Consider the following 23601-nt stretch of genomic DNA (forward strand, 5'->3'; position numbering starts at 1 on the left):
GATGCCCGCGACCCTCCCCCTCCAGGGGAGGGTTCGCTGCGACGTTGGAGAAACCAACCGCTAATGTCGGGCACCGACAAAACCAAGACCGGCTTCGATCTCAGAGGCCCCGTCGTCATCCTCGTCGAGCCGCAGCTTGGCGAGAATATCGGCATGGCGGCGCGCGCGATGGGCAATTTCGCGCTGACGCGGCTGCGCATTGTGAACCCACGGGACGGCTGGCCGAACATCAGCGCCCAGCGCGCGGCCGCCGGCGCCGATCATATCCTCAGCGACGCCGAATTGTTTGATACGGTGGAACAGGCGGTCGCCGACTGCACGCTGTTGTTTGCCACCACCGCCCGCGCCCACGATCAGGCCAAGCCGGTTGTCGGACCCCAAGTGGCTGCCACAGAGATGGTCGGCCAGATCGCGGCTGGCGGCACGGTCGGCATCCTCTTTGGCCGTGAGCGCTCTGGCTTGGAGAACGAGGAGGTCGGGCTTGCCAACCGCATCATCACCTTTCCCGTCAATCCCGGTTTTGCCTCCCTCAACCTGGCGCAGGCGGTGCTTCTGATCGGCTACGAGTGGTTCAAGCTCGCAACCGCGAACCGCCTGCCGTTTGCAATGCCCGAACGCTCCGAGCGCGCCTCGCAACACCAGATCCAGGCGTTTTTCGAAAACCTCGTGCGCGAACTCGATTCCGTCGAATTCCTCCGCCCCGCGGAGAAGCGCGACACCATGCTGGTCAACTTGCGCAACATCTTCACCCGGATGGATCCGACCAAGCAGGACATGCACACGCTGCACGGCGTGGTGATGGCGATCGCAGAAGGCAGAAAAGGCCCGGCCAAGGGCGGCGTGCTGGATGGCGCGCAGGCGACGCGGCTGCGCGCGCTGCTGGCCGAGCACGCGCAAGGCGCAATCCCGGCGGAGAGCGGCACGGTGCGCGGGCTGGCGCGGTTGTTGCGGCGCAATCCGACCGATGCCGAGCGCATCCTGTGGCAATCGCTCACACGCGACCGGCGCTTTGCGGGCCGGTTCAAGCGACAGACGCCGGTCGGCCGGCAGATCCCGGATTTCGTCTCCTTTGTGCAGCGGATTGCGATCGAGCTGATCAATCCGGGCGAGTCCGATGCGATCAGAAAGGATCGCGCCGATCGGCGGACCTGGCTTCAGGCCCGTGGCTACCGGGTCGTCAACATGGCGGTCGCCGATATCGAGAGCGATCTGGCGGCCGAACTCGATCGGCTTGCCGCCCTTTTGCCTTGAGTATCCTGACGAGGCGCCATGCATCTCTCTCCAGTTGTCAGGATCAAGCCGGACGGATTAGGTTTCCATCACAAGACCAAGCAACGACATCAGGGAGATCCGACATGCATTCCGCAAAATTTGCACTGTTCGCCTCGATTTCGATGTTCGCCACGACGCCGGTCCTTGCGCAGGCGCCACAGGTCGAAAAGAACGTCTCGATGGCGCTGGCGCTTGCCATCATCCAGGGCACGATCGAGCAGTGCACCAAGGACGGCTACAAGGTCTCCGTCACCATCGTGGACAAGGGCGGCAATGTGGCGGCGCAGCTTCGCGGCGACGGCACCAGCCCGCACACCATGGAGTTCAGCCGCCTGAAAGCCTACACGGCGCGCATCCGCAACCAGACCTCGCTGCAGACCATGAAGGAGCTTGAAGATCCGGCCAGGGCCCCGCTGCGGCAGATTCCCGGATTGGTCGGTATCGGTGGCGGCGTTCCGATCAAGGCCGGCAATGAGACGATCGGCGGCATCGGCGTGTCCGGCGCACCCGGCGGCGAAAAAGACGAAGCTTGCGCCAATGCCGGCCTCGCCAGGGTCGAGGCCGCGCTCAAATAGAGCGCGGTTCGCTTTACCCGAAAAAATCCGCAATCGAATTGGAGACGATCGATGAAGAAGTCGCCGCGTTCGCTCGACCTTGTCCTGGCTTTTTGCTGCCTTGCGATGTTGTCCGCAACCGCGCTGCGTGAGGCGAGGGCGCAAAGCCCTGCGCCAGCCGCGTTGGAGGTGCCCGCGAAAACCGTTCCCGTACCCGCCGACGTCAGCCCGCAACTGCAGAAGATCATCGGCGCACCGCTGCGGTCGAATTGGGATATTCATCCCAAGAGCGGCGAGGAATGGAAGCCGGTCGCGGATGCGGGCGCGGCGGCGCTGACCAAGAACGTGCCCGGCATGATCGAGCGGCTCAAGGTGAAGGTCGAGAAGACCAATATCGACGGCGTGCGGGCCTTCATCGTCACGCCCGAAACCATCGCGCCGGAAAACCGCAACCGACAGCTCATCCATATGCATGGCGGCTGTTACGTGCTCAATCCCGGCGAAGCCGGCTTGCCGGAAGCGATCTTCATGGCCGGCTTCGGGCACATCAAGGTGATTTCGGTCGAATACCGGATGCCGCCGGAAGCTTATTTCCCGGCCGCGCTCGACGACGGGATCACGGTCTGGAAGGCCGCGCTGAAATCCATGGACGCGAAGAACATGGCGATCTTCGGCACCTCGGCCGGCGGCGCGCTGACGCTCGAAATGGTTTTGAAGGCGAAGGAGCTTGGGCTTCCCGTGCCCGGGGCGATCGCGCCGGGAACGCCGATGTCTGATGTCACCAAGGTCGGCGACACCTTCTACACCAATGCGATGCTGGACAACGTGCTGGTTTCCCCCAACGGCTTTTGCGATGACGGCGCAAAAGTCTATGCCAACGGGCATGACATGAAGGACCCGTTATTGTCGCCGGTCTACGGCGACATGAAAGGTTTTCCGCCGACAATTCTTACCAGCGGCACGCGCGATCTGCTCTTGAGCAACACCGTTCGCGTTCACCGCAAGCTTCGGCAAGCCGGCGTGGAAGCCACGCTCCAGGTTTATGAGGGCATGTCGCACGCCCACTACATCCGCGACGACACCGCGCCGGAGACGAGGGAAGTGTTCGAGGAGATTGCCCGTTTCTTCGATTCTCATCTCGGAAAATGAGACGGCCGGCAAAAAATAGGCAGGACGGCTCGCGCCGCCCCTGCGTTCGTTTTAGACCGCGACGAGCTGTTGCGCCACGCTGCTTGTTCGTCTCGCCTTCCCTGGCTTCAAAGCCGGGAACAAAGAGCGTGCCGCAAGGCCCGCGGTATCGGCCACGCCCGGGTCGCGCGATACCATCGCGGCGACGATCGCACCGTCCATCAGCAACCCAAGCTGATGGGCGAGCACTTCCGGTTCCGCCGCGCCCATTTCTTCGGCGAGTTTCTCGATATAGGCGAGCACGACCCTCTTGTGCCGCATCGCGATTGCGCGCAGCTGTTTCTGGTCCTTGTCGTGCTCACCCACGGCGTTGATGAAAGGGCAGCCGTAGAAACGTTCCTGACGGAACCACTGCTTCAGTGCGGGAAAAATTCGCGCAAGTTTTGTCCGCGGGCTGCCACCGGCAGCTTCGATCGCGCCGATGAACCATTCGCGCCACTGCTTGCCTTCGGTCTCGAGCACAACATGAACCAGGTTGTTCTTCGATCCGAATAATTTGTAGAGCGTTGTCTTCGCCGTGCCGGCTTCATTGATGATGGCATCGATGCCGGTTGCGTTGATGCCGTTCTTGCAGAACAGCCGCGTCGCGGCACTCAGCAGACGCCCGCGCGCCGATTCATCGTCGCCACTTCGGTGGTGAGCCGCGGCCGGACGCAGTTTCGAAGAAGGTTTTCCCATAGGCGCAGTTAATCCAACTGGGCCGCACTCATCAAGTCGCATGTCGTTGCGCGCGAATTGATCGCGGGTTGCGTTGATTGCATCGCCTTTGAGCATTTCGCCGTTGCCTGATTCAAAGGCACAAATGCTAAGCGGCTTTGGGACTGCACGTTTTTCCAGCCGCGCCTTCTGGCACGCTTCATGCAGGCAACAGACCGTTCGGTATCCTGCCTCCCAGGGAGAAAACAATGACCGCGGTTGCCCAAAAAACAGCACTTACCGGCTGCCTCGCCCCGATCGACAAGCAAGGGCTCGAGCAGCTGATCGCCAACGGCAAAGCCAATCCGAAGGTCATCAAGACCTTGAAATGCAAGACTGTGGCCGAAGGCAAGTTCCGCCACGCCAACTATATCCGCAATCTTGCGCCTTACATTGTCGACGAGCCGCCGGGACTTCTTGGCGACGACACCGCGCCCAATCCTTCCGAAGCTTCGCTTGCGGCACTCGGTTCCTGTCTTGCCGTCGGGCTCCACGCCAACGCGGTGCATCGCGGCTGGATCGTCAACAAGCTCGAACTTGAGCTCGAAGGCGACCTCAACATCACCGCGGTCTGGGGTACCGGCGACGTCAGCGAAAAACCGGTCGGTTTCACCGATGTTCGCGTCAGGGTCGACATGGAATGCGAGGGCATTCCGAAGAGCGAGATCGACGCGCTGGTCGCCCACGTCAAGAAATGGTCGCCGGTCGCCAACACCTTCACGCGCCCCGTCAACCTCGAGGTCAGCGCTTCCTGAAGGTTTCCACGCAAAATCCGGCGGCTGTGGAGGGTCTCATGGGTTCATCGGCTGTATCTCGGCGCGTGGCTGACGATGATCTCGCGCCGGCGTCGATTGTCGATCAGGTCGCCACGATTGCGCGCAAAAACCTTGCACCCATGGCGGCGGCGATTGATGCCGGGACGATCTACCCGGATGAACTGCTCCGTCGCCTTGGCGATATCGGCGCCTGGGCGAGCCATTTGCCAAAGAATGGCAGAGCCGATCTCTCCTGCGCCATTCAAGCGATCGCCGCTCTCGGCGAGGTCTGCGGCGCCACCGCCTTCATGGCGTGGTGCCAGAACACGCTCGTTTGGTACGCGGCGAATTCAGACAATCCCCGGCTGATTGCGAGATTCGGCGACAAGTTTGCGACCGGCCAAATTCTCGGCGGCACCGGCCTTTCCAATCCGATGAAGAGTTTCTTCGGGATCGAGAAGCTGAAACTGAAAGGCCGCAAGGTCGAGGGCGGCTACATCGTCAGGGGCGCGTTGCCGTGGGTGTCAAACCTGGGGCCCGGCCATTTCTTCGGCACCATCTTTGAACGCGAGGACCAGCCCGGCGGCATTGTGATGTTCCTGGCTGATTGCTCGGCCCCTGCGATCACCTTGCAGCCGTGCAAGGCGTTTCTCGCGATGGACGGCACAGGCACGTATGGCGTGCAATTCCGCGATGTCTTTGTGCCCGACGATCTCGTTCTGGCCGATCCGGCGGGTCCCTTCGTGAAAAAAATCCGCTCCGGCTTCATCCTGTTGCAAACCGGGATGGCCACGGGCCTGATCCGCGACTGCATCAACATCATGAACGAAGTCGATGCACCGCTTGGCCACGTCAATCGGTATCTGCCGCAACAGCCGGTCAATTTCCAGGAATTGCTTGCTGAGCTTGAAACGGAAGCGATGGCGCTGGCGCGCGATCCCTACAACGAAGAAGAAAGCTATTGGCGCAAGGTTGTCGCCCTTCGGCTGCGCGCAGGCGAAGCGAGCGTGGCGGCTGCGCACGCGGCCATGCTCCACTGCGGCGCTCGCGGTTACTTGCGGAGCCACCGCGCCCAGCGCCGGCTCCGAGAAGCCTATTTCGTCGCCATCGTCACGCCCGCCACCAAGCAGCTGCGCAAGATGCTGGCAGACATGTGAAGTTTTTGACCAGACCGCGGGATCACAACACAAGACAGGAGAGGCTGCCATGACGGACGTTCTGATTTCTGCCAGCGAACTCGCCGAACTCGTAACCAAGGAGCCGTGTGTCATCGTCGACACCCGAAATCCCGATGCTTACGGCGCGGGACACCTCCCCAATGCCGTGAACGTGCACGAGATCTTCACTTACCTTGCCACCTCGACCCCGGAGGGCATGAACGAACTGAAGACGAAATTCGCCGATGCGTTCGGCAGAGCGGGGCTGTCGGGCAAGGAAACCGCAATTGTCTACGAACAGTCGATGAATTCAGGCTTCGGCCAGTCTTGCCGAGGCTACTACCTCTTGACCATGCTCGGATATCCGAAGGTCAAGGTGCTTCACGGCGGTTACGACGCCTGGGTCGCCACGGGATTGCCGACCACGACCGCCGTGCCGACCCCGAAGCCGGCGTCGTTCTCGATCATTCCGGAAGCCGGCGACATCCTGATCGACTACAAGACCATGCTCGCGGCGGTTGGAAAGCCCGGCATCGCCTTGCTCGACGTGCGCGACGTCGACGAGTGGATCGGCGAAAGCTCCTCGCCCTATGGCAAGGATTTCTGCCCGCGCAAGGGGCGGATCCCGGGCGCGGTGTGGCTCGAATGGTACCGGATGATGAAACCGACAGCCGAGGGGCCGCGCTTCAAGTCCAAGGACGAAATCCTGGCCGAATGCGCCACCGTTGGGATCACCCAGAAAACCCCGGTCTATCTCTATTGCTTCAAGGGCGCGCGCGCCTCGAACACTTTCCTCGCTCTTAAAAATGCCGGGGTGAGGGATGTCCGGATGTACTTCGGATCCTGGAATGAATGGTCCCGCGACCCGTCGCTACCGATTGAGGAGGGCCTGCCCGTCGAGCCCAAGCTGACCGAAAAAGCGGCATGAAACCTGCATGTTTTTTCGCCGCCTGGCCGCTTTTTGCGGCCGGGCGGTGAATCCCGACGCCATGGCGGGGTTTGCCTTCGTCATTCCCGGCATCGCGTGAGGAAATGCAGGCATGTCCACTTTCGACGATCCTTTCGATGCGGACCGCGCACTTTCGCGGTCCGGCTGCATCTGCGGCCGACACCTCTCCGCGGCCGAGCACGAGCAGGACGCCTTGCGGCTTCGCTGCGAGTCGGTGGAAAGTCGCGAAAAGCGCTACGAGGGCGTGGTTGCGTCCGCGGTCATGCGCGCGATGTTTCCGAAGGATGTCGCACGGAGGGCGTTTCTGAAAACACTCGGAGCCGCGACCGCGCTTTCTGCCATCTCCCAATTCTTTCCGCTCAAACTGGCGACCGAGGCGTTCGCGGAAGGGGGCACACCTGAGAAAAAGGATCTGAAGGTCGGCTTCATCCCGATCACCTGCGCAACGCCGATCATCATGGGGGCGCCGCTCGGCTTTTATGCCAAGCATGGCCTCAACGTCGAGGTGGTCAAGACCGCCGGCTGGGCCGTGATCCGCGACAAGACCATCAACAAGGAATACGACGCCTCCCACATGCTGGCGCCGATGCCGATCGCGATTTCACTTGGGCTCGGCGCGCAGGCAATCCCGTTTGCGGTGCCGGCGATCGAGAACATCAACGGCCAGGGCATCACGCTTTCGATCAAGCACAAGGACAGGCGGAATCCGGCGGATTGGAAGGGCATGAAATTCGCCATTCCCTTCGACTACTCCATGCACAATTATCTGCTGCGCTATTACCTCGCCGAAAACGGCCTCGACCCTGACACCGACGTCCAACTCCGCTCGGTGCCACCACCGGAAATGGTCGCCAATCTCCGTGCCGACAACATCGACGGCTTTCTCGCGCCCGACAACGTCTGCCAGCGCGCGATCTATGACGGCGTCGGCTTCATGCACATTCTTTCCAAGGAGATCTGGGACGGCCACCCCTGCTGCAGCTTCGCCGCAAGCCGCGAGTTCATCACGGGCTCGCCCAACAGCTTCACCGCTCTGACGCGCGCGATCCTCGATGCCACCGCCTACGCGTCCAAAGCGGAGAACCGCAAGCAGATCGCGGAAGCGATCGCGCCGGCAAATTACATCAACGCGCCCGTCACTGTGCTGGAGCAGGTGCTGACCGGCACCTATGCCGACGGGCTCGGCGGCATCAAGACCGACCCCAAGCGTGTCGATTTCGACCCGTTCCCATGGCAGTCGTTCGCGGTCTGGATGCTCACGCAGATGAAGCGCTGGGGTCAGATCAAGGGCGATGTGGATTACAAGTCAATCGCCGAGCAGGTTTATCTCGCGACCGACACGCGCAAGGCCATGGCAGAGATGGGCCTGGTGCCACCGTCGAGTTCTTACAAATCCTTCTCGGTGATGGGCAAAGCCTTTGATCCGGCAAAACCCGACGATTATCTCAACAGCTTCAAGATCAGGAAGTCGTCGTGAGCATCTCCGCTTTCTTGTCCCGGACGCGATGCAGCACGCAGCACGAAGTGCGTAGTGGTGCGTCGCAGAGCCGGGACCATCTTGGCTTCGCTGGGTCCCGGTTTAGCAGCGCACCACTTCGCCCTGCTTCTTGCTGCGCTGCGCCCTGGACACAGGACGTGCGGTGGGTGGCATGACCTCTTCGCTTCGCTTTCGAGCGGCGATCGTCTCGATCGTGTTGTTTGCCGCATTCATCGGCGTCTGGCATATCGCAACGCGAGGCTCCCGCGCGGTCGCGGGCATGAGCCCGGAATACGCCAAGCTGATGGGCGTCACCGCGACCCAGGGCAAGTCGGCGATGCCCGGTCCGCTCGATGTCGGCACCAAGCTATGGGAGCACCTCAAGCGGCCGTTCTACGACAATGGGCCGAACGACAAGGGGTTGGGCATTCAGCTCGGCTATTCGATCGCACGGGTCGGGCTCGGTTATCTCCTGGCCGTGATCGTCGCCATCCCGCTCGGCTTTTTGATCGGGATGTCGCCCTTGATCAGTCGCGCGCTCGATCCCTTCATTCAAGTGCTCAAACCGATCTCGCCGCTCGCCTGGATGCCGCTCGCGCTCTACACGATCAAGGATTCCTCCCTGTCGGCGATCTTCGTGATCTTCATCTGCTCGGTTTGGCCGATGCTGCTCAATACAGCCTTCGGCGTCGCCTCCGTGCGCAAGGAATGGATTAACGTCGCGCGCACGCTCGAAGTCGGTACGCTCCGGCGCGCGTTCACCGTGATCCTGCCGGCGGCAGCCCCGACCATACTCACGGGCATGCGAATCTCGATCGGGATCGCCTGGCTCGTGATCGTCGCCGCCGAGATGCTCGTCGGCGGCACTGGCATCGGTTACTTCGTCTGGAACGAGTGGAATAACCTGTCGATCACCAATGTCATTATCGCCATCTTACTGATCGGCGTGGTTGGCATGCTGCTCGATCAGGTCCTGGCGCGCTTTACGCGCATGGTCACGTTCCCGGAATGACGCGATGACCGAAAGATTCATTTCCGTCGAGGCGATCGCAAAGCGCTATCCCGGCGCCGGCGGCGGGCAAATCGCGGTGTTCGAAAATCTCTGGCTGTCGATGCAGCGCGGTGAATTCGCCTGCGTGATCGGCCACTCCGGCTGCGGCAAGACCACGATACTTAACATCCTGGCCGGGCTTGATGTACCAAGCGAAGGCGCCGTGATCGTGGACAATCAGGCGATCGAAGGAACGAGCCTCGACCGCGCCGTGATCTTCCAGAGCCACGCACTGTTGCCGTGGCGCACCGTGCTCGGCAACGTTGCCTATGGCGTGACCTCTAAATGGCGGCACTGGGACCGGGCCAGGGTGAGGGCGCATGCGCAAGGCTTTATCGATGTCGTAGGCCTGACCGGCTCCGAGCACAAGCGTCCTTCGGAACTCTCCGGCGGCATGAAACAGCGTGTCGGCATTGCGCGCGCGCTCTCGATCGCGCCGAAGATCATGCTGATGGACGAGCCTTTCTCGGCACTCGATGCGCTGACGCGGGGTACGTTGCAGGATGAGGTCCGCCGCATCTGTCTGGAAACCGGACAGACCGTTTTCATGATCACTCATGATGTCGATGAGGCGATCTATCTTGCCGACAGGATTTTCCTCATGACCAACGGCCCGGGCGCCGTGCTCGCTGAGATCGTGGAGAATCCGTTGCCGAAGGATCGAATCCGGCTCGATCTGCACCGCCATCCCCATTACTACGCCGTTCGCAATCACATCGTCGATTTTCTGGTCAGCCGCAGCAGGAGCTTTGTGGCAGAGAGGCCCGGCCACGATCCGCGCGACGTACCTGTGGTGCGGGTCGGAAAACCAGAGCTTACGATCGCCTCGGGCGATGAGGAACTAAGGCAGGCGTCGTGGCCGGGCTTGTCGCGGCCATCGGTGTCATGCTGAGTTGATCAAAAAAACTGGATGCCCGGCCCAAGGCCAGGCAGGACGAAGAAGGGAGACCCACATGAAGCGATCCGACCTCACCGAGAAGCTGCTCGACATCAAGCGCGAAAAGGGCTGGACCTGGAAACACATTTGCGAACGGATCGGCGGCTATTCCGAAGTGCTGATCGTGGGCGCGATCCTCGGCCAGATGAAGCTGACCAAGCCGCAGGCTGCGAACGCCGCCGAGCTGTTCGGGCTTTCCAAGGCCGAAACCGCATTGCTCAATGAGGTTCCGATGCGCGGCACGCCTATGCCGCCGACCGATCCCCTGATCTACCGGTTCTACGAACTGGTGATGGTCAATGGTCCGGCGTGGAAAGCCTTGATCGAGGAAGAATTCGGCGACGGCATCATGTCCGCGATCGACTTCGACATGTTGATCGAGCGGCTGCCCAATCCGAAGGGCGACCGCGTCAAGATCACGATGTCCGGCAAATTCCTGCCGTACAAATATTACGGCGCGAGCGGCAACGTGCCGGAGTATGGATTCAAGGAGGGTTGAGGTCTTGTCATTGCGAGCGAAGCGAAGCAATCCAGAGCGCCGTGAAAGACTGGATTGCTTCGTCGCGAAAGCTCCTCGCAATGACAACAAAGCTCATGTGCCCGCCTTCACCTGTGCGATTGCCTGCAGCAAAAATTCGCCCATCTGGGCGCGGATTTCGTCTTCGGTGATGGCAATCCCTTTGGTTGCAAGGTCGTCCATCAGCTTGGCGATCACCGCGGCGTCGCCGCCCTCGTTGAACTCGGCTGCGACGACTTCCCGCGAATAGGCGATGGCTTGTTCGCCCGACATTCCGAGCTTTGCCGCCACCCAAAGTCCGGTGAGGCGGTCGCGGCGTGCCAGAGCCTTGAACTTCAGCTCCTCGTCGACCACGAACTTCTTCTCAAAGGCTTCCTCGCGCTTGTCGAAGGTGGTCATGGCAAAGTTCCCCTCGGTACCGGTCCCGGCTGCCCCGGGTCGCATTGCGGCGGGCAGCCTGCATGCCTAAATAATACGGCGAATCGGTGAGTTAGCGAGCCCTCAAACACTGCTGTCAAACACGGTAAAACCCGCTTCCCCAGGGCCGGATCGATTGTACTGGATAGGCCAATCGGATAGGTTCGATTCCAGGCTCGGTTCTCGTTCTGTTTCCTGTCCCTGGCCTTCACGGCAGCTCCGTCGTGGGTCGTCCCTTCTGGCATCCGGAGCACACCAAATTCATGGATTTTAACAACACACGGTACATCCCTATGAGCCGTCGACGCCGTATCTATGAAGGCAAAGCCAAGGTTCTTTACGAGGGGCCAGAGCCGGGAACCCTGATCCAGCACTTCAAGGACGATGCGACCGCGTTCAACAAGCAAAAACACCAGGTGATCGAGGGCAAGGGGGTCCTCAACAACCGCATCTCGGAATACCTGTTTCAACACCTCAACGACATCGGCGTGCCGACCCACTTCATCCGCCGGCTCAACATGCGTGAGCAACTGATTCGCGAAGTTGAGATTGTGCCGCTGGAAGTTGTGGTGCGGAACGTGGCGGCGGGATCGCTGTCGCAGCGCCTCGGCATTGAGGAAGGCACCCAGTTGCCGCGCTCGATCATCGAGTTCTACTACAAGAACGACCAGCTCAACGATCCCATGGTTTCCGAAGAGCACATCACGGCGTTCGGCTGGGCCACGCCGCAGGAGATCGACGATGTCATGGCGCTTGCCATCCGCGTCAACGATTTCCTCACCGGGCTGTTTCTCGGCATCGGCATCCGTCTGGTCGATTTCAAGATGGAATGCGGCCGCCTGTTCGAAAACGAAATGATGCGAATTATCGTCGCCGACGAGATCTCGCCGGATTCCTGCCGGCTGTGGGACATCAAGTCGAACGAGAAGCTCGACAAGGATCGCTTCCGCCGCGATCTCGGCGGATTGCTTGAGGCCTATACCGAAGTCGCAAAGCGGCTCGGGATCTTGATGGAAAACGAGCGGCCTGCGGGCTCGGGCCCGGTGCTGGTGAAAAGCTAAATGAAAGCACGCGTCACCGTCACGCTCAAATCGGGCATCCTCGATCCGCAAGGCAAGGCGATCGAAGGCGCGCTGAAATCGCTCGGCGTCGATGGCGTTGCAAGCGTCCGCCAGGGCAAGGTCTTCGACATCGAGCTTGCAGGCGCCGACAAGGCAAAGGCCGAGGCGGCGCTGAAAGAGGCGGCCGACAAGCTTCTGGCCAACACCGTGATCGAGAATTACCGGGTCGAACTCTTGAGTTGATTTTTCCCTCTCCCCTTGCGGGAGAGGGTGGCGAGCGAAGCGAGCCGGGTGAGGGGTCGTACGATTCGTCTTTCAGATAGCCCCTCACCCGGTCCTCCATGCCGTAGACGGCATTTCGGACCACCCTCTCCCGCAAGGGGAGAGGGAAGGGAGCAGGGTTCTTCCAGGCATGAAATCCGCCGTTCTCGTCTTTCCCGGAATCAATCGCGAGCGCGACATGGCCCGCGCGCTGAAGCTCGCATCCCACCGCGAGCCCGCGATGGTTTGGCATGCCGAGACATCGCTGCCGAAAGGCACCGATCTTGTCGTGGTGCCCGGTGGTTTTTCCTATGGCGATTATCTGCGCTGCGGCGCGATCGCTGCGCGCGCGCCCGTCATGGATGCGGTTCGCGCCTTTGCGGCCAAGGGCGGTCTGGTGCTGGGCGTCTGCAATGGCTTTCAGATCTTGTGCGAGGCCGGACTTCTGCCCGGCGTGCTGATGCGCAATGCGCGACTGAAATTCATCTGCCGTGACGTGCATCTGCGCATTGAGCGCTCCGACACGCCGTTCACGCGCGGCTACAATGCCGGCCAGGTCATTCGGGTGCCGGTCGCTCATGGCGAGGGCAATTACGAGGCCGATGAAGACACGTTGAAGCGGCTAGAAGGCGAGGGGCGGGTGCTCTATCGCTACTGCTCGGCGGAGGGTGCGATCGATGAGGGCGCCAATATCAATGGCGCGGCGCATTCCATCGCCGGCATCATCAGCGAGGGCGGCAATGTGCTCGGCATGATGCCGCATCCGGAAAACCATGTCGAAGACATCATGGGCTGCACCGACGGGCGCGGGCTGTTCGCGGGCCTTGTCGCGCATACTAGTGAAGCGGATTTGACATTCGCCCATGCCTAGCCGCGAAACCGCAAGCGAATGTCAAATCCAAAGCTTCACCAGCAAACCTATGTTTTGCCAGTGGTCCTTTAATTCCAACATTCGCAAACAACTTGCCGCAACGGGATGCGAATGTTGTAATTGGACCACTGGAGCAGGCGGCGTGAACGACGCGAAAGAGTGTCTGACCAGGTTTTGGGAAGGCGTGTCTAGGTCCGCCTGTTGCGGTCTGCTCTCTCCCCCATTGTCGGGGAGAGGTGGAGAGGGGGGTACCACGAATGCCGGCGCTTTCGGCTTACCCCCCTTCTTAGCCCTCCCCCACAAGGGGGGAGGGAACCAGGATGCGATCTGGGCGAGAGCCTCATCATATGCACTCTGACCAGCCCCAGATCACCCCCGAACTCGTCGCTGCCCACGGCCTGAAGCCCGACGAGTATGAGCGCATTCTCAATCTGATCGGCCGTGTGCCGACGTTCACCGAACTCGGCATCTTTTCGGCGATGTGGAACGAGCATTGCTCGTACAAGTCCTCGCGCATTCATCTGCGCAGGCTCCCGACCAAGGCTCCCTGGGTGATCCAGGGACCGGGCGAGAACGCAGGCGTCATCGACATCGGCGACGGCCTTGCAGTGGTCTTCAAGATGGAGAGCCACAACCATCCGAGCTACATCGAGCCGTATCAGGGCGCGACCACGGGCGTGGGCGGAATCCTGCGCGACGTGTTCACGATGGGAGCGCGCCCGATTGCCTGCCTGAATGCGCTGAGCTTCGGCGCGCCGGAACATCCCAAAACACGCCACCTTGTTTCAGGCGTCGTCGCCGGCATCGGCGGCTATGGCAATTCGTTCGGGGTGCCGACAGTGGGCGGACAGGTGCGTTTCCACACCCGCTACGACGGCAACATTCTTGTCAACGCGATGGCGGTCGGTCTGGCGGACGCCGACAAGATTTTTTACGCGGCGGCCTCCGGGGTGAACATGCCGATCGTCTATCTCGGCTCCAAGACCGGCCGCGACGGCATTCATGGCGCCTCGATGGCGTCGGCCGAATTCGATGACGACTCGGCCGAGAAGCGGCCGACCGTGCAGGTGGGCGATCCCTTCGCCGAAAAGCTGCTTCTGGAGGCCTGTCTCGAAATCATGGCCAAGGGTTGCGTCATCGCCATCCAGGACATGGGTGCGGCGGGTCTGACCTGTTCGGCGGTCGAGATGGGCGCCAAGGGCGGTCTTGGTGTCGATCTTGACCTCGATGCGGTGCCGACGCGCGAAAGTGGCATGAGCGCCTACGAGATGATGCTCTCGGAGAGCCAGGAGCGCATGCTCATGGTGCTCAAGCCCGAGAAGGAACAAGAGGCGGAGGCGATCTTCCGCAAATGGGGCCTCGACTTTGCCGTCGTGGGGTACACCACGCCTAGCAAGCGCTTTGTCGTCAAGCACGGCGGCTCGGTGATGGCTGACCTTCCGATCAAGGAACTGGGCGACGAAGCGCCAGTCTATGACCGGCCGCATGTCACCCGAGAGCCGCTGGCAGTGGTGCAAGCGCGCGACGTCGAGCCGCCGGTCGGCATCATGGCCGCGCTGCAAGAACTGATCGCCACTCCCGAGCTTTGCTCCAAACGCTGGGTGTGGGAGCAATATGATCACGTGATCCTGGGCAATACCGTGCAGCGGCCTGGCGGCGATGCCGCCGTGGTGCGCGTGCAGGACGGTCCGAAGGGGCTCGCGCTCACCGTCGACGTCACCCCGCGCTATTGCGAGGCCGATCCGTATCAAGGCGGCAAGCAGGCGGTGGCGGAAGCCTGGCGAAACATAACGGCAGTCGGCGGGCGGCCACTCGCGATCACCGACAATCTCAATTTCGGCAATCCCGAGCGTCCCGAGATCATGGGCCAGTTCGTCGGCTGTCTGAAAGGAATTTCGGAAGCAGCCCGCGCGCTCGACTTCCCCGTCGTGTCCGGCAACGTTTCGCTCTACAACGAGACCAATGGCCGCGGCATCCTGCCGACGCCCTCGATCGGCGGCGTCGGATTGCTCGACGATTTCACGAAATCCGCCACGCTCGCGTTAAAGGCCGAAGGCGAGGCGATCCTCCTGATCGGCGAAACCCACGGCTGGCTCGGCCAGTCCGTTTATCTGCGCGACATCTGCGGCCGCGAGGAGGGCGCGCCACCTCCGGTCGATCTTGCCGCAGAACGGCGCAACGGCGATGTCGTGCGCGGCATGATCCACGCCCGCACCGCAACAGCCGCGCATGATGTTTCCGACGGTGGCCTCCTGATCGCATTGGCGGAGATGGCGATCGCAGGCGGAATCGGCGCAAGCCTGCTCGCCGCTCCGTCCTCGATCGTGCCGCATGCGTATTGGTTCGGCGAGGACCAGGCGCGTTACATTGTCACCGTGCCCGCCGAGCAGGCCGGTCTCGTGCTGGCCAAGATGGAGGCCGTGGAGGTGGCTTGCGTGCGGATCGGAACGACGGGCGGAGACGCGATTTCCATTGCCGGCAGGGAGGCGGTTTCGGTGGCCTCGCTCAAGGCCAGCTTCGAAAGCTGGTTTCCGGCTTACATGAACGGCTAGCGCAGACGCCTCACAGAACGTTTCGCGCGCCGGGAATCCTGCGCAAGGCCGCGGTGGCCGTCCAGCTCAGCGCCAGCGTGACGACAAAGACGATGACCGCCTTGATGATAGCCGTCAGTTGCGGGATCGGCGCAAGCTCGATGCCGAACAGAAACAGCCCGTATTGCAGCCAGAGCAGTGGGACGTAGTGGATCAAAAAGATTCCGTAGGAACTTTCGCGCAGCGGATCCAGGATGCTCCAGTCGCTGTCAAAATGCAGGAACAGCGCCAGCAGGTTGACGGTTTGTGCCGCGCTGAAGCAGGCGAAGGCAATCGCATAGACAAAATTCCACCACAGCGGCGGGTCGCTGGGATCGGCAATAAGCTCGTGCTTCACAACGACCAGTGCAACGATACAGCTATAAGTCACGACGGCGGCCATGAGCCAAACCGGCCAGCGTCGGGCCAGTTCGCCATCCCCCGTCAATAGCCCAAGCTCGCGTCTCACCGAGCCGATGCCGACGCCGGCAAAAAAATAAAGCAGATACAACAGAATGCGGTTGGCTTGAATCGCAAAGGGTCCCAGGGTGAACCAGCGCGCCACGCCGAAATAAAGGTCCGCAGGGACGTAGACGATGATCGAAGCGATCGTGAGCGTCCAGAATAAGAACGTCGGCCGCTTGAGGCTTGTGAGCCAGCGGCGGCCAATGGCCTCAACATGTCGGGGCAACGCGCGATAGACAACGGCTGCAAGCATATCGAACGCCAGGAGGACCCAGATGAACCAGACCGGTCCGCTCGGCCAGGGGCCGACGGTGACCGTCTTCCACCAAAAGGTGCCAAAGCTGGGGCCACCATGCAGGTGCAGATACGTGGCGTAATAGGCGACCGGCATCAGGATCACGGCCGAGACCGCAAACGGCAGGCCAAGGCGTAACCAGCGGTCGCGGAGAAAATGCCCGATTCCCTTGCGCTGCAGGCTCGGCCAGACGAACAGGCCGGACAGGAAGAACATCGCCGCCATGAGAGAACTGTCGACGAAGAGCACCACCCCGTCGAAACCCAGGAAGGACTGACGGTCGAATTGGCCGTAATAGGTATAGGGAATGACCGAGTGGTGGATCAGCACGAAAAGGATGATGAAGGTGCGGGCGCGGTCATACGCGGCATTGCGCGTCGAAACGATCGACGCAGCCTTCACTTCCGTTGGCGTCGCCGCGCTGAAAATGGACGTCATGCGCTATCCGGCATGTTGATGCGCGGATGTTGCCGGTGGAGCGAGGATTCATCAAGGGCCGGTACCGCAATCCAGACCGGATTTCGCGGACCGGTTGGGCCTATCCGGAAAGGATGCGTGCGGGCAGAAGGCAACGACGAAGCCGGAGCCCGTCATCCTAATCCGTTCATCTCCTGGAACCAGGCCGAAACATTTTCGTCACTGCGGCTTAGCCGCACCACCCCGTAAAGCCCGTAACGCCGGCTCTCAATTCACGTCACTTCCTCGATCTTGACCTTGTCGGGGTAGAACGCGAGATGGCCGGTGATCTCCGTCATCGCCGGAAATGGCGTCTCATAGGTCCAGATCGCATTCTCGACCGTCTTGCCGCCCGCGACGACGCTGAAATAATTCGCATCCCCCTTGTAGGGACAGTGCGTCACCCGCTCGGTGCGCGCCAACAACGACATGTTGGCATCTTTGCGCGGTACGTAGTTCACGGCCGGGTAGCTTGCTTCCTTCAGCTTCAGCGCGTGGGTCGTTTCGGCGATCACCACGCCGTCCAGGGAAACCCGGATGCGCTTGGGATTTTCGGTAATGGTGATCGGGTGGTCGGGGCCTGGAAGTCTCATGGTTCCTGCCTTCTGGTCAGCCGGTCTCAATCGCCAAAGGTGCGATCGTTTGGGCTTTGCTGAATCCGGTCACCAATATAGTGCGAGAAAGCGTGACCCAGAAGGGTGTTCGCGCTAAGTTTATGCGTCGCGGCCGGCAGGCCCGACCAGTCCCGCTGATCTGGAATCCCTGCGCCGGAAGCGGCGAGCTTCTTCAGGGACTTCAGAATGGAAGCGGAATCATGATTGCTTGGGCCCGTAACCTTGCCGAAGCTCGCAAAAACAGTGGTGCCGAGACGGAATACGAACTTCGGAAAGCGGGTACTTGAAGCCGAATGGGAGAAATTTTTCGATGCCGATGGACGCCCGCGATATCGAATCGATGATCAAGGCAGCAATACCTGACGCCGAGGTGACGATCCGCGATCTGGCCGGCGATGGTGACCATTACGCGGCCACCGTGATTTCCGAGTCATTCCGCGGCAAATCTCGCGTTCAGCAGCACCAGATCGTCTATCAATCGCTGAAAGGGCAGATGGGCGGCCTGCTTCACGCATTGGCGCTGCAGACCGGGGTTCCGGATTGACCGGAGAGCTTGATCATCCGCGCCAGCGGAAAGCCAAGCACGGGAAATCGGCAACAGACCAGGGCGGTGAGGCCACGGCGCGGGACACCGAACGCGGCCCGCTGTTTCGCCCGATCGTGCCGCATCAGCACAGCCGCGTGACCTACGCCGAGTTGTTGTTCGATCTGGTGTTCGTCTTTGCGGTGACGCAGGTCTCGCACACGCTGCTCGCCAATTTCACCCCGCTCGGGGCGGTGCAGGCGACCTTGCTGCTTTTGAGCGTGTGGTGGGCGTGGGTCTACACGTCCTGGATCACCAACTGGCTCAATCCCGAACTGACACCTGTTCGCGTCCTCTTGTTCCTGCTGATGCTTGGCGGGCTCGTGCTCTCGACCTCGATCCCGACCGCGTTCGATTCGCGGGGCTTGTGGTTTGCGCTCGCCTATGCCGCGATGCAGGTCGGCCGCACCCTGTTCTGGCTGCTGTCTACGCCGCGCGAGCGGACCGCGGCGCGGATGAATTCGATCCGCATCCTGGTCTGGCTGTCGACCTCGGCGATCTTCTGGATTGCGGGCGGCGTCGCGCACGGTCACGCCCGGCTCGTGCTTTGGATGCTGGCTTTGGCGATCGAATACATCTCCCCCGCGGTGCGGTTCTGGATACCGAAATACGGCGCGTCCTCGATGGCGGACTGGTATATCGAGGGCGGTCACATGGCCGAGCGCTGCGCTGGCTTCATCATCATCGCGCTCGGCGAATCCATCGTCGTGACCGGCGCGAGATTCGCCGATCTGACCTGGACCAGGGAAGTGGTCGCAGCCTTCCTGTCCTCGTTCGTCGCTTCGCTTGCGATGTGGTGGATCTATTTTCACAAGGGCGCGGAGGCCGGTTCCGAGCTGATCTCGAATTCAAGCGAGCCGGGGCGTCTGGCGAGGCTTGCCTACACCTACCTGCATCTGCCGATCGTGGCCGGTATCATCCTCTCTGCCGTCGCCGATGACGTGGTTCTGCAGCATCCGCTCGGGCATTCCGACGCAAGGACGGTCTTGAGTGCCGTCGGCGGGCCGCTGTTGTTCCTGCTCGGGACCATCCTCTTCAAGCTCACCATTCGCGGTTTTCTGCAGCTATCCCACGGCGTCGGAATCATCGCGCTTTGCGCGATCGGCTGGTTCGGGCGCGAATGGTCGCCCTTGACGCTCTCGATCCTGACCACGGCGCTGATGATCGTGGTTGCGACGTGGGAATCGCTTTCACTGCGCTCGGGTGCGGCCAAAAAATCCAGGGCACCGAAGCAAGCTCAATCTGACGCGACCATCGCGTGAACCGAGAACATGCCGGCCGCGTCCGTCCATGATTCAAACGGTTTCCAGCCCGAGCCGCGGGCAAGCGCCGTGAAACGCTCCAGGCTGTATTTATAGCTGTTTTCGGTGTGAATGCTTTCGCCGGGGCGGAACGAGAACTTCCGCCCCAGGACGCGCGCGGTCAGCGCTTTCTTGCTGATCAGGTGCATCTCGATGCGATGCTTGTCGCGATTGTAGATCGCCCGATGGATGAACGCGCCGACGTCGAAATCACCGCCCAATTCGCGGTTGATGCGGTGAAGCACATTGAGGTTGAAGCGCGCGGTAACGCCTGCGGAATCGTTGTAAGCGTCGTATAAAACGCGCTCGTCCTTCTCCAGATCGACGCCGATCACCATGCGCGCGCCGCGCCCGAGGATCTCGCGGGCGCTGTGCAGGAACGCGCAGGCCTCGTGCGGCTCGAAATTGCCGAGCGTCGAGCCCGGGAAAAAGCCGACTTTCGGCATGGCCCGAACGGGCTCAGGCAATTCGAACGGAGCAGAGAAATCAGCCGTGACCGGGTAAACCTGAAGCGATGGGAAATCCGCGCGCAGGGCTTCCGCCTGCGTCTTGAGGAATTCGCCGGAAATGTCGACGGGGACATAGGCGCCGAGCCCGCATTCCCCGAGCAGCAGCCGCATCTTGGTCGTTGAGCCCGCGCCGAATTCGACGAGTGCCGCGCCTTTCGGAATGATTGCCGAGATCGCACGCCCATAGTCGCGCAGAATCGCAAGTTCGGTGCGGGTCGGATAATATTCCGGCAACAGCGTGATCTGTTCGAACAACTCGGAACCGGCCGCATCATAGAAATATTTGGGCGACAGCCGTTTCGGATGCCGCGACAGATCATCGATCACGTCGCGCGCAAATGCGGACGCTTGCTCGTCGAAACGATGCACTTCAGCCAAAGCGGTGGCGCGCACATTCATGACACTCTCCCGAACGCGCTCTCCCGGCGCAATTGAATCCAAGAATCCTAGTCGGCGTAGTCGGCGAGGCGCAGCCCCGTGAATTGCCAGCGGTGATGGGGATAGAAGAAGTTGCGGTAGGTGACGCGGCTGTGTCCGAAGGGCGTCGCCAGCGATGAGCCGCGCAGCACGAGCTGGTTGACCATGAACTTGCCGTTATATTCGCCGAGCGCGCCCTCGATCGCGCGATAGCCGGGGTAGGGCGAATAAGCGCTGCGCGTCCACTGCCAGACGATCCCGAAAGCGTCGTTGAGTGTGCCGGCCCGGCCTGCGACTTCCCATTCCATTTCGCTCGGCAGATGCTTCCCGCTCCAGCGCGCAAACGCATCCGCCTCGTAATAGCTGACGTGGCACACGGGGGCGGCGGGGTCGACCGGCTTCAATCCGGCAAGCGTCATCACCTGCCATTCGCCGTCGATCTGGCGCCAGTAGCCAGGGGCCTGCCAGAACTCGGCGCTCGCGGTCGCAAAGCCGTCCATCAGCCAGAGAGTCGGCGTCGAATAGGCGCCGTCTGCCATGAAAGCGAGCCATTCGGCGTTGGTGACGAGATTGCGCGCAAGCCGAACCGGACCCACGAGCGCGCGGTGTGCCGGCTTCTCATTGTCGAAATGGAAGGTATCCCCAGCGTGTCCGATAGCGTGAATGCCCTCGTTGATATCCACCCATTCGTCGTCGCTTCGCCTAGAGAGGGGAAAGCGCCACGACGGATCGTAAGCGGGCGAGATCGGATTTTGCGCGAAGGCGTGTAGTATGTCGGTCAACATCAATTCCTGATGTTGCTGCTCGTGGTTGAGGCCGACCTCTACCAGCGGTGCAATGTCGGCCAGCTTGTCGGCCGAAAGCTCGTGAAAAAGCTTCACCGTCGCCGCATCGACATGGCGGCGGTAGGCAGTGACCTCTTCAGTACTCGGCCGGGTGAGATGGCCACGCTGGTGGCGGGCATGCCGGGGGCCGGCACTGACGTAATAAGAGTTGAACAGATAAGCGTAGTCGGGATGGAAAGGCTTGTATCCCGGCCAATGCTCGCCAAGCAGGAATTGCTCGAAAAACCAGGTCGTATGGGCGCGGTGCCATTTCGTGGGACTGGCGTCCGGCATGGACTGGATCAGTTGATCTTCGGGGGAAAGCGGGGCGGCCCGGCGTTCGGTCTCATTTCGCACCGCAAGAAAAGCCTCGGCCAGATCCTGGGCGAGGCTGCCGGAATCGGAGAATAAGCTCGGGTCTGTGGTGGCGAGCGCGGCGGATGCGGGTGTCGTCACGGAGGTCTCCGATTAGGCCGAATAACGTTGCGGCGATTGAAGGGTTCCAAAAGCAAAGCCTGTCCTAGATAGGGGCTCCCTTTTGGGAAAAAAGCCTCTCAGGTACGGCTTGTTACGGCGTGGGGGCAAAAGCGCCTTCCCGTGCACTCTCGGCAGGATGCGGCGCATGCCAGCTCCACGCCAATTTGATATGGATACCCAATTGTTTGGGGTACATATATGACAGTGAGTGATTTGATCGGCTGATGGCCATGAGGCCACAGCAGCCCGCAAGGGGGTGCGGCACACGCGCGCGCCCAGAGGAAGAAGAGATGAGCATCGAGCAATTCATCAACAACGAAGTGAAGTCGAACGACGTGGTGCTGTTCATGAAGGGCACGCCGCAGTTTCCGCAGTGCGGCTTTTCGGGACAGGTCGTGCAGATCCTCGACCACATCGGGGTCGGCTATAAGGGTCTCAATGTTCTTGAGTCCGCCGAGCTTCGTAACGGCATCAAGACGTATTCCAACTGGCCCACCATTCCGCAGCTTTACGTCAAGGGCGAATTCGTCGGCGGCTGCGACATCATCCGCGAAATGTTCCAGGCTGGTGAATTGCAGCAGCTCTTCGTCGACAAGGGCCTGACGGTCTCGACCCCCGCCTGAGCCCGGCTTTGCACCCGCCGGCCTCGATTAACTTCGGAAGCCGGACGCTCGGCCCGGCGCGGCTGGAAGTCATCGTTGCCGACATTACGACCTTGCGCGTTGACACCATCGTCAACGCCGCGAACACCTCGCTGCTCGGAGGCGGTGGGGTCGATGGAGCCATCCATCGTGCCGCGGGGCCTCAGCTTCTCGAAGAGTGCCGCTCGCTCGGCGGCTGCGAAACCGGCGGCGCCAAAATCACCTCGGCATATCGTTTGCCGGCACGTCATGTGATTCACGCGGTCGGACCCGTCTGGAATGATGGCCGTCGCGGCGAAGACAGGGAGCTTGCCTCCTGCTATGCGCGCGCGATCGAGCTCTGCCAGCTCCACCGTCTTGCGTCGGTGGCCTTTCCAGCCATCTCCACCGGTGTCTATCGGTTTCCCGCCGACCGCGCCGCGCGGATTGCGGTCGCTTCCACCTCCGAGGCGCTCCAAGCAGCTCCCGCGATCGATCGCGTGATCTTCTGCTGCTTCTCGCGCGACAGTGCCGTTCTGCATGCGCAGGCGATGGCCGGCTTTGGCGAGGCTTGTAACGACTAGTGGAGTGGATTTGACATTCGCTACCCACCTGGCCGCGGGCTCGAAAGCGAATGTCAAATCCTAAACTCCACTAGAATCTTATATTTGCTAGTGGTCTTTTGGGTCTAACATTCGCAAAGATGTGCGCCGCAATAGGTGGCGAATGTTAGAATCAGACCACTGGGTGCCCGCTACACTCCGCCGGTCCGGTAAGCGGTGGATGAGAGCATGAAGACCTTACGGATCGGCGTCGCGCGCTTTCATTTCGCCGCGGCGCTCGCGTTTATCCTGATTGCGATTGCGCTCGGTACTGGCCGGGCCGAACAGGTACTTCCCGACACCTCGGGTTTTTCATCGGAAGCGCTCGCGCGTATCCGCAGCTACATGCGGCACGAGGTCGCGGCCCGCAATATTCCCGGCGCGGTGCTTTTGATCCAGCAGCATGGTCGGCCGGTGCTGTTCGAAGTCTTTGGCGTGAGGGACATCGACAGCCAGCGTCCGATGACCGCGGATACCATCTTTCGATTTTATTCGTTGTCGAAGGCGGTCACGTCGGCTGCTGCCATGATGCTGGTCGACGACGGCAGATTGTCGCTGGATGACCCGCTTTCGAAGTACATTCCAGCCTTCGCCAACGCGAAGGTTGCCGTCGAAAGGAACGACGGCAACGGGAACACCGTGCTGGTGTACGAGCCGCTGGCTCGTCCCATCACCATCAAAGACCTGTTGCGTCACACTTCGGGT

The 23601-nt window shown here is 61.3% G+C and carries 25 protein-coding genes; 19 read left to right on the forward strand and 6 right to left on the reverse strand.

All coding sequences use genetic code 11. The features are described 5' to 3' along the window. Positions 1 to 63 precede the first annotated feature (63 nt). From VNX23_RS09590 to VNX23_RS09600, 3 genes are all read left to right on the forward strand, one after another. Positions 64 to 1251 (forward strand): TrmJ/YjtD family RNA methyltransferase, encoded by a 1188-nt coding sequence (locus tag VNX23_RS09590; protein ID WP_325629380.1) that lies wholly within the window; start codon positions 64 to 66, stop codon positions 1249 to 1251. Positions 1252 to 1355: 104 nt separating this feature from the next. Next, positions 1356 to 1847, forward strand: coding sequence for a heme-binding protein (locus VNX23_RS09595; protein ID WP_325629382.1), 492 nt, complete (start codon positions 1356 to 1358; stop codon positions 1845 to 1847). A 51-nt stretch (positions 1848 to 1898) separates the two neighbouring features. Continuing rightward, positions 1899 to 2975, forward strand: coding sequence for an alpha/beta hydrolase (locus tag VNX23_RS09600; protein WP_325629383.1), 1077 nt, complete (start codon positions 1899 to 1901; stop codon positions 2973 to 2975). A gap of 51 nt (positions 2976 to 3026) precedes the next feature. Here VNX23_RS09600 and VNX23_RS09605 read toward each other — a convergent pair whose 3' ends face one another. Continuing rightward, positions 3027 to 3692: a TetR/AcrR family transcriptional regulator gene (locus VNX23_RS09605; protein WP_325629385.1), complete on the reverse strand. Its 666-nt coding sequence runs from the start codon at positions 3690 to 3692 to the stop codon at positions 3027 to 3029. Positions 3693 to 3919: 227 nt separating this feature from the next. On the opposite strand from VNX23_RS09605, the gene VNX23_RS09610 reads away from it, so the two are divergent. The 7 genes from VNX23_RS09610 to cynS all read left to right on the forward strand — a co-directional run bounded on the left by VNX23_RS09610 (position 3920) and on the right by cynS (position 10535). Further along, positions 3920 to 4465 (forward strand): OsmC family protein, encoded by a 546-nt coding sequence (locus VNX23_RS09610; RefSeq protein WP_325629387.1) that lies wholly within the window; start codon positions 3920 to 3922, stop codon positions 4463 to 4465. Positions 4466 to 4503: 38 nt separating this feature from the next. Further along, positions 4504 to 5622, forward strand: coding sequence for an acyl-CoA dehydrogenase family protein (locus VNX23_RS09615; RefSeq protein WP_325629389.1), 1119 nt, complete (start codon positions 4504 to 4506; stop codon positions 5620 to 5622). A gap of 49 nt (positions 5623 to 5671) precedes the next feature. Next, complete coding sequence (locus VNX23_RS09620; RefSeq protein WP_325629391.1) at positions 5672 to 6550, forward strand: sulfurtransferase; 879 nt, start codon at positions 5672 to 5674, stop codon at positions 6548 to 6550. 112 nt (positions 6551 to 6662) lie between these two features. Further along, on the forward strand, positions 6663 to 8048 hold the full coding sequence (locus VNX23_RS09625) for a CmpA/NrtA family ABC transporter substrate-binding protein (RefSeq protein WP_325629393.1): 1386 nt from the start codon (positions 6663 to 6665) through the stop codon (positions 8046 to 8048). A 172-nt stretch (positions 8049 to 8220) separates the two neighbouring features. Further along, positions 8221 to 9060 carry a nitrate ABC transporter permease gene (gene ntrB, locus VNX23_RS09630; protein WP_325629395.1) on the forward strand — a complete coding sequence of 280 codons (840 nt, stop codon included), beginning with the start codon at positions 8221 to 8223 and terminating at the stop codon, positions 9058 to 9060. Positions 9061 to 9064: 4 nt separating this feature from the next. Beyond that, positions 9065 to 9991 (forward strand): ABC transporter ATP-binding protein, encoded by a 927-nt coding sequence (locus VNX23_RS09635; RefSeq protein ID WP_325629397.1) that lies wholly within the window; start codon positions 9065 to 9067, stop codon positions 9989 to 9991. A 61-nt stretch (positions 9992 to 10052) separates the two neighbouring features. After that, the gene (cynS, locus tag VNX23_RS09640; RefSeq protein WP_325629399.1) at positions 10053 to 10535 is read left to right on the forward strand and encodes a cyanase; all 483 of its coding nucleotides are present in this window, start codon (positions 10053 to 10055) and stop codon (positions 10533 to 10535) included. A 93-nt stretch (positions 10536 to 10628) separates the two neighbouring features. Here the strand turns inward: cynS and VNX23_RS09645 are convergent, their stop codons facing one another. Then, positions 10629 to 10952, reverse strand: a complete 324-nt coding sequence (locus VNX23_RS09645) for a DUF1476 domain-containing protein (protein ID WP_325629401.1) — start codon at positions 10950 to 10952, stop codon at positions 10629 to 10631. A 311-nt stretch (positions 10953 to 11263) separates the two neighbouring features. Here VNX23_RS09645 and purC point away from each other — a divergent pair, with 311 nt between their 5' ends. From purC to purL, 4 genes are all read left to right on the forward strand, one after another. Continuing rightward, positions 11264 to 12031 carry a phosphoribosylaminoimidazolesuccinocarboxamide synthase gene (gene purC / locus VNX23_RS09650; protein ID WP_325629403.1) on the forward strand — a complete coding sequence of 256 codons (768 nt, stop codon included), beginning with the start codon at positions 11264 to 11266 and terminating at the stop codon, positions 12029 to 12031. Beyond that, the gene (gene purS, locus VNX23_RS09655; RefSeq protein WP_325629405.1) at positions 12032 to 12274 is read left to right on the forward strand and encodes a phosphoribosylformylglycinamidine synthase subunit PurS; all 243 of its coding nucleotides are present in this window, start codon (positions 12032 to 12034) and stop codon (positions 12272 to 12274) included. It abuts the gene before it with no gap. A 169-nt stretch (positions 12275 to 12443) separates the two neighbouring features. Continuing rightward, positions 12444 to 13163 carry a phosphoribosylformylglycinamidine synthase subunit PurQ gene (gene purQ, locus VNX23_RS09660; protein WP_325629407.1) on the forward strand — a complete coding sequence of 240 codons (720 nt, stop codon included), beginning with the start codon at positions 12444 to 12446 and terminating at the stop codon, positions 13161 to 13163. Positions 13164 to 13510: 347 nt separating this feature from the next. Beyond that, a complete protein-coding gene (purL, locus tag VNX23_RS09665; protein ID WP_325629409.1) occupies positions 13511 to 15715 on the forward strand; it encodes a phosphoribosylformylglycinamidine synthase subunit PurL in 2205 nt (734 codons plus the stop codon). A 10-nt stretch (positions 15716 to 15725) separates the two neighbouring features. On the opposite strand, the gene VNX23_RS09670 is transcribed toward purL, so the two are convergent. After that, entirely contained in the window at positions 15726 to 16931 is a 1206-nt protein-coding gene (locus VNX23_RS09670; protein WP_325629411.1) for an acyltransferase, read from the reverse strand. 251 nt (positions 16932 to 17182) lie between these two features. Then, entirely contained in the window at positions 17183 to 17542 is a 360-nt protein-coding gene (locus tag VNX23_RS09675) for a DUF427 domain-containing protein (RefSeq protein WP_325629413.1), read from the reverse strand. 331 nt (positions 17543 to 17873) lie between these two features. Here VNX23_RS09675 and VNX23_RS09680 point away from each other — a divergent pair, with 331 nt between their 5' ends. Together VNX23_RS09680 and VNX23_RS09685 are read left to right on the forward strand one after the other, a co-directional pair. Then, positions 17874 to 18107 (forward strand): BolA family transcriptional regulator, encoded by a 234-nt coding sequence (locus VNX23_RS09680; protein WP_325629415.1) that lies wholly within the window; start codon positions 17874 to 17876, stop codon positions 18105 to 18107. 101 nt (positions 18108 to 18208) lie between these two features. Continuing rightward, positions 18209 to 19408: a low temperature requirement protein A gene (locus tag VNX23_RS09685; protein WP_325629425.1), complete on the forward strand. Its 1200-nt coding sequence runs from the start codon at positions 18209 to 18211 to the stop codon at positions 19406 to 19408. Here the strand turns inward: VNX23_RS09685 and egtD are convergent. Together egtD and egtB are read right to left on the reverse strand one after the other, a co-directional pair. Continuing rightward, the gene (egtD, locus tag VNX23_RS09690) at positions 19384 to 20355 is read right to left on the reverse strand and encodes an L-histidine N(alpha)-methyltransferase (protein ID WP_325629417.1); all 972 of its coding nucleotides are present in this window, start codon (positions 20353 to 20355) and stop codon (positions 19384 to 19386) included. The two genes, VNX23_RS09685 and egtD, sit on opposite strands and share 25 nt — an antisense overlap. Positions 20356 to 20402: 47 nt before the next feature. Beyond that, positions 20403 to 21653 (reverse strand): ergothioneine biosynthesis protein EgtB, encoded by a 1251-nt coding sequence (gene egtB, locus VNX23_RS09695; protein ID WP_325629419.1) that lies wholly within the window; start codon positions 21651 to 21653, stop codon positions 20403 to 20405. 311 nt (positions 21654 to 21964) lie between these two features. Here egtB and grxD point away from each other — a divergent pair, with 311 nt between their 5' ends. From grxD to VNX23_RS09710, 3 genes are all read left to right on the forward strand, one after another. Then, positions 21965 to 22297, forward strand: coding sequence for a Grx4 family monothiol glutaredoxin (gene grxD, locus VNX23_RS09700; protein WP_325629421.1), 333 nt, complete (start codon positions 21965 to 21967; stop codon positions 22295 to 22297). A gap of 8 nt (positions 22298 to 22305) precedes the next feature. After that, entirely contained in the window at positions 22306 to 22878 is a 573-nt protein-coding gene (locus tag VNX23_RS09705) for an O-acetyl-ADP-ribose deacetylase (RefSeq protein ID WP_414642967.1), read from the forward strand. Positions 22879 to 23085: 207 nt separating this feature from the next. Further along, positions 23086 to 23601: serine hydrolase domain-containing protein (locus tag VNX23_RS09710; RefSeq protein WP_414642968.1), on the forward strand; the 516-nt coding region annotated here is incomplete at its 3' end.

This window comes from Bradyrhizobium sp. (assembly GCF_035570375.1).
Classification (GTDB): Bacteria; Pseudomonadota; Alphaproteobacteria; order Rhizobiales; family Xanthobacteraceae; genus Bradyrhizobium.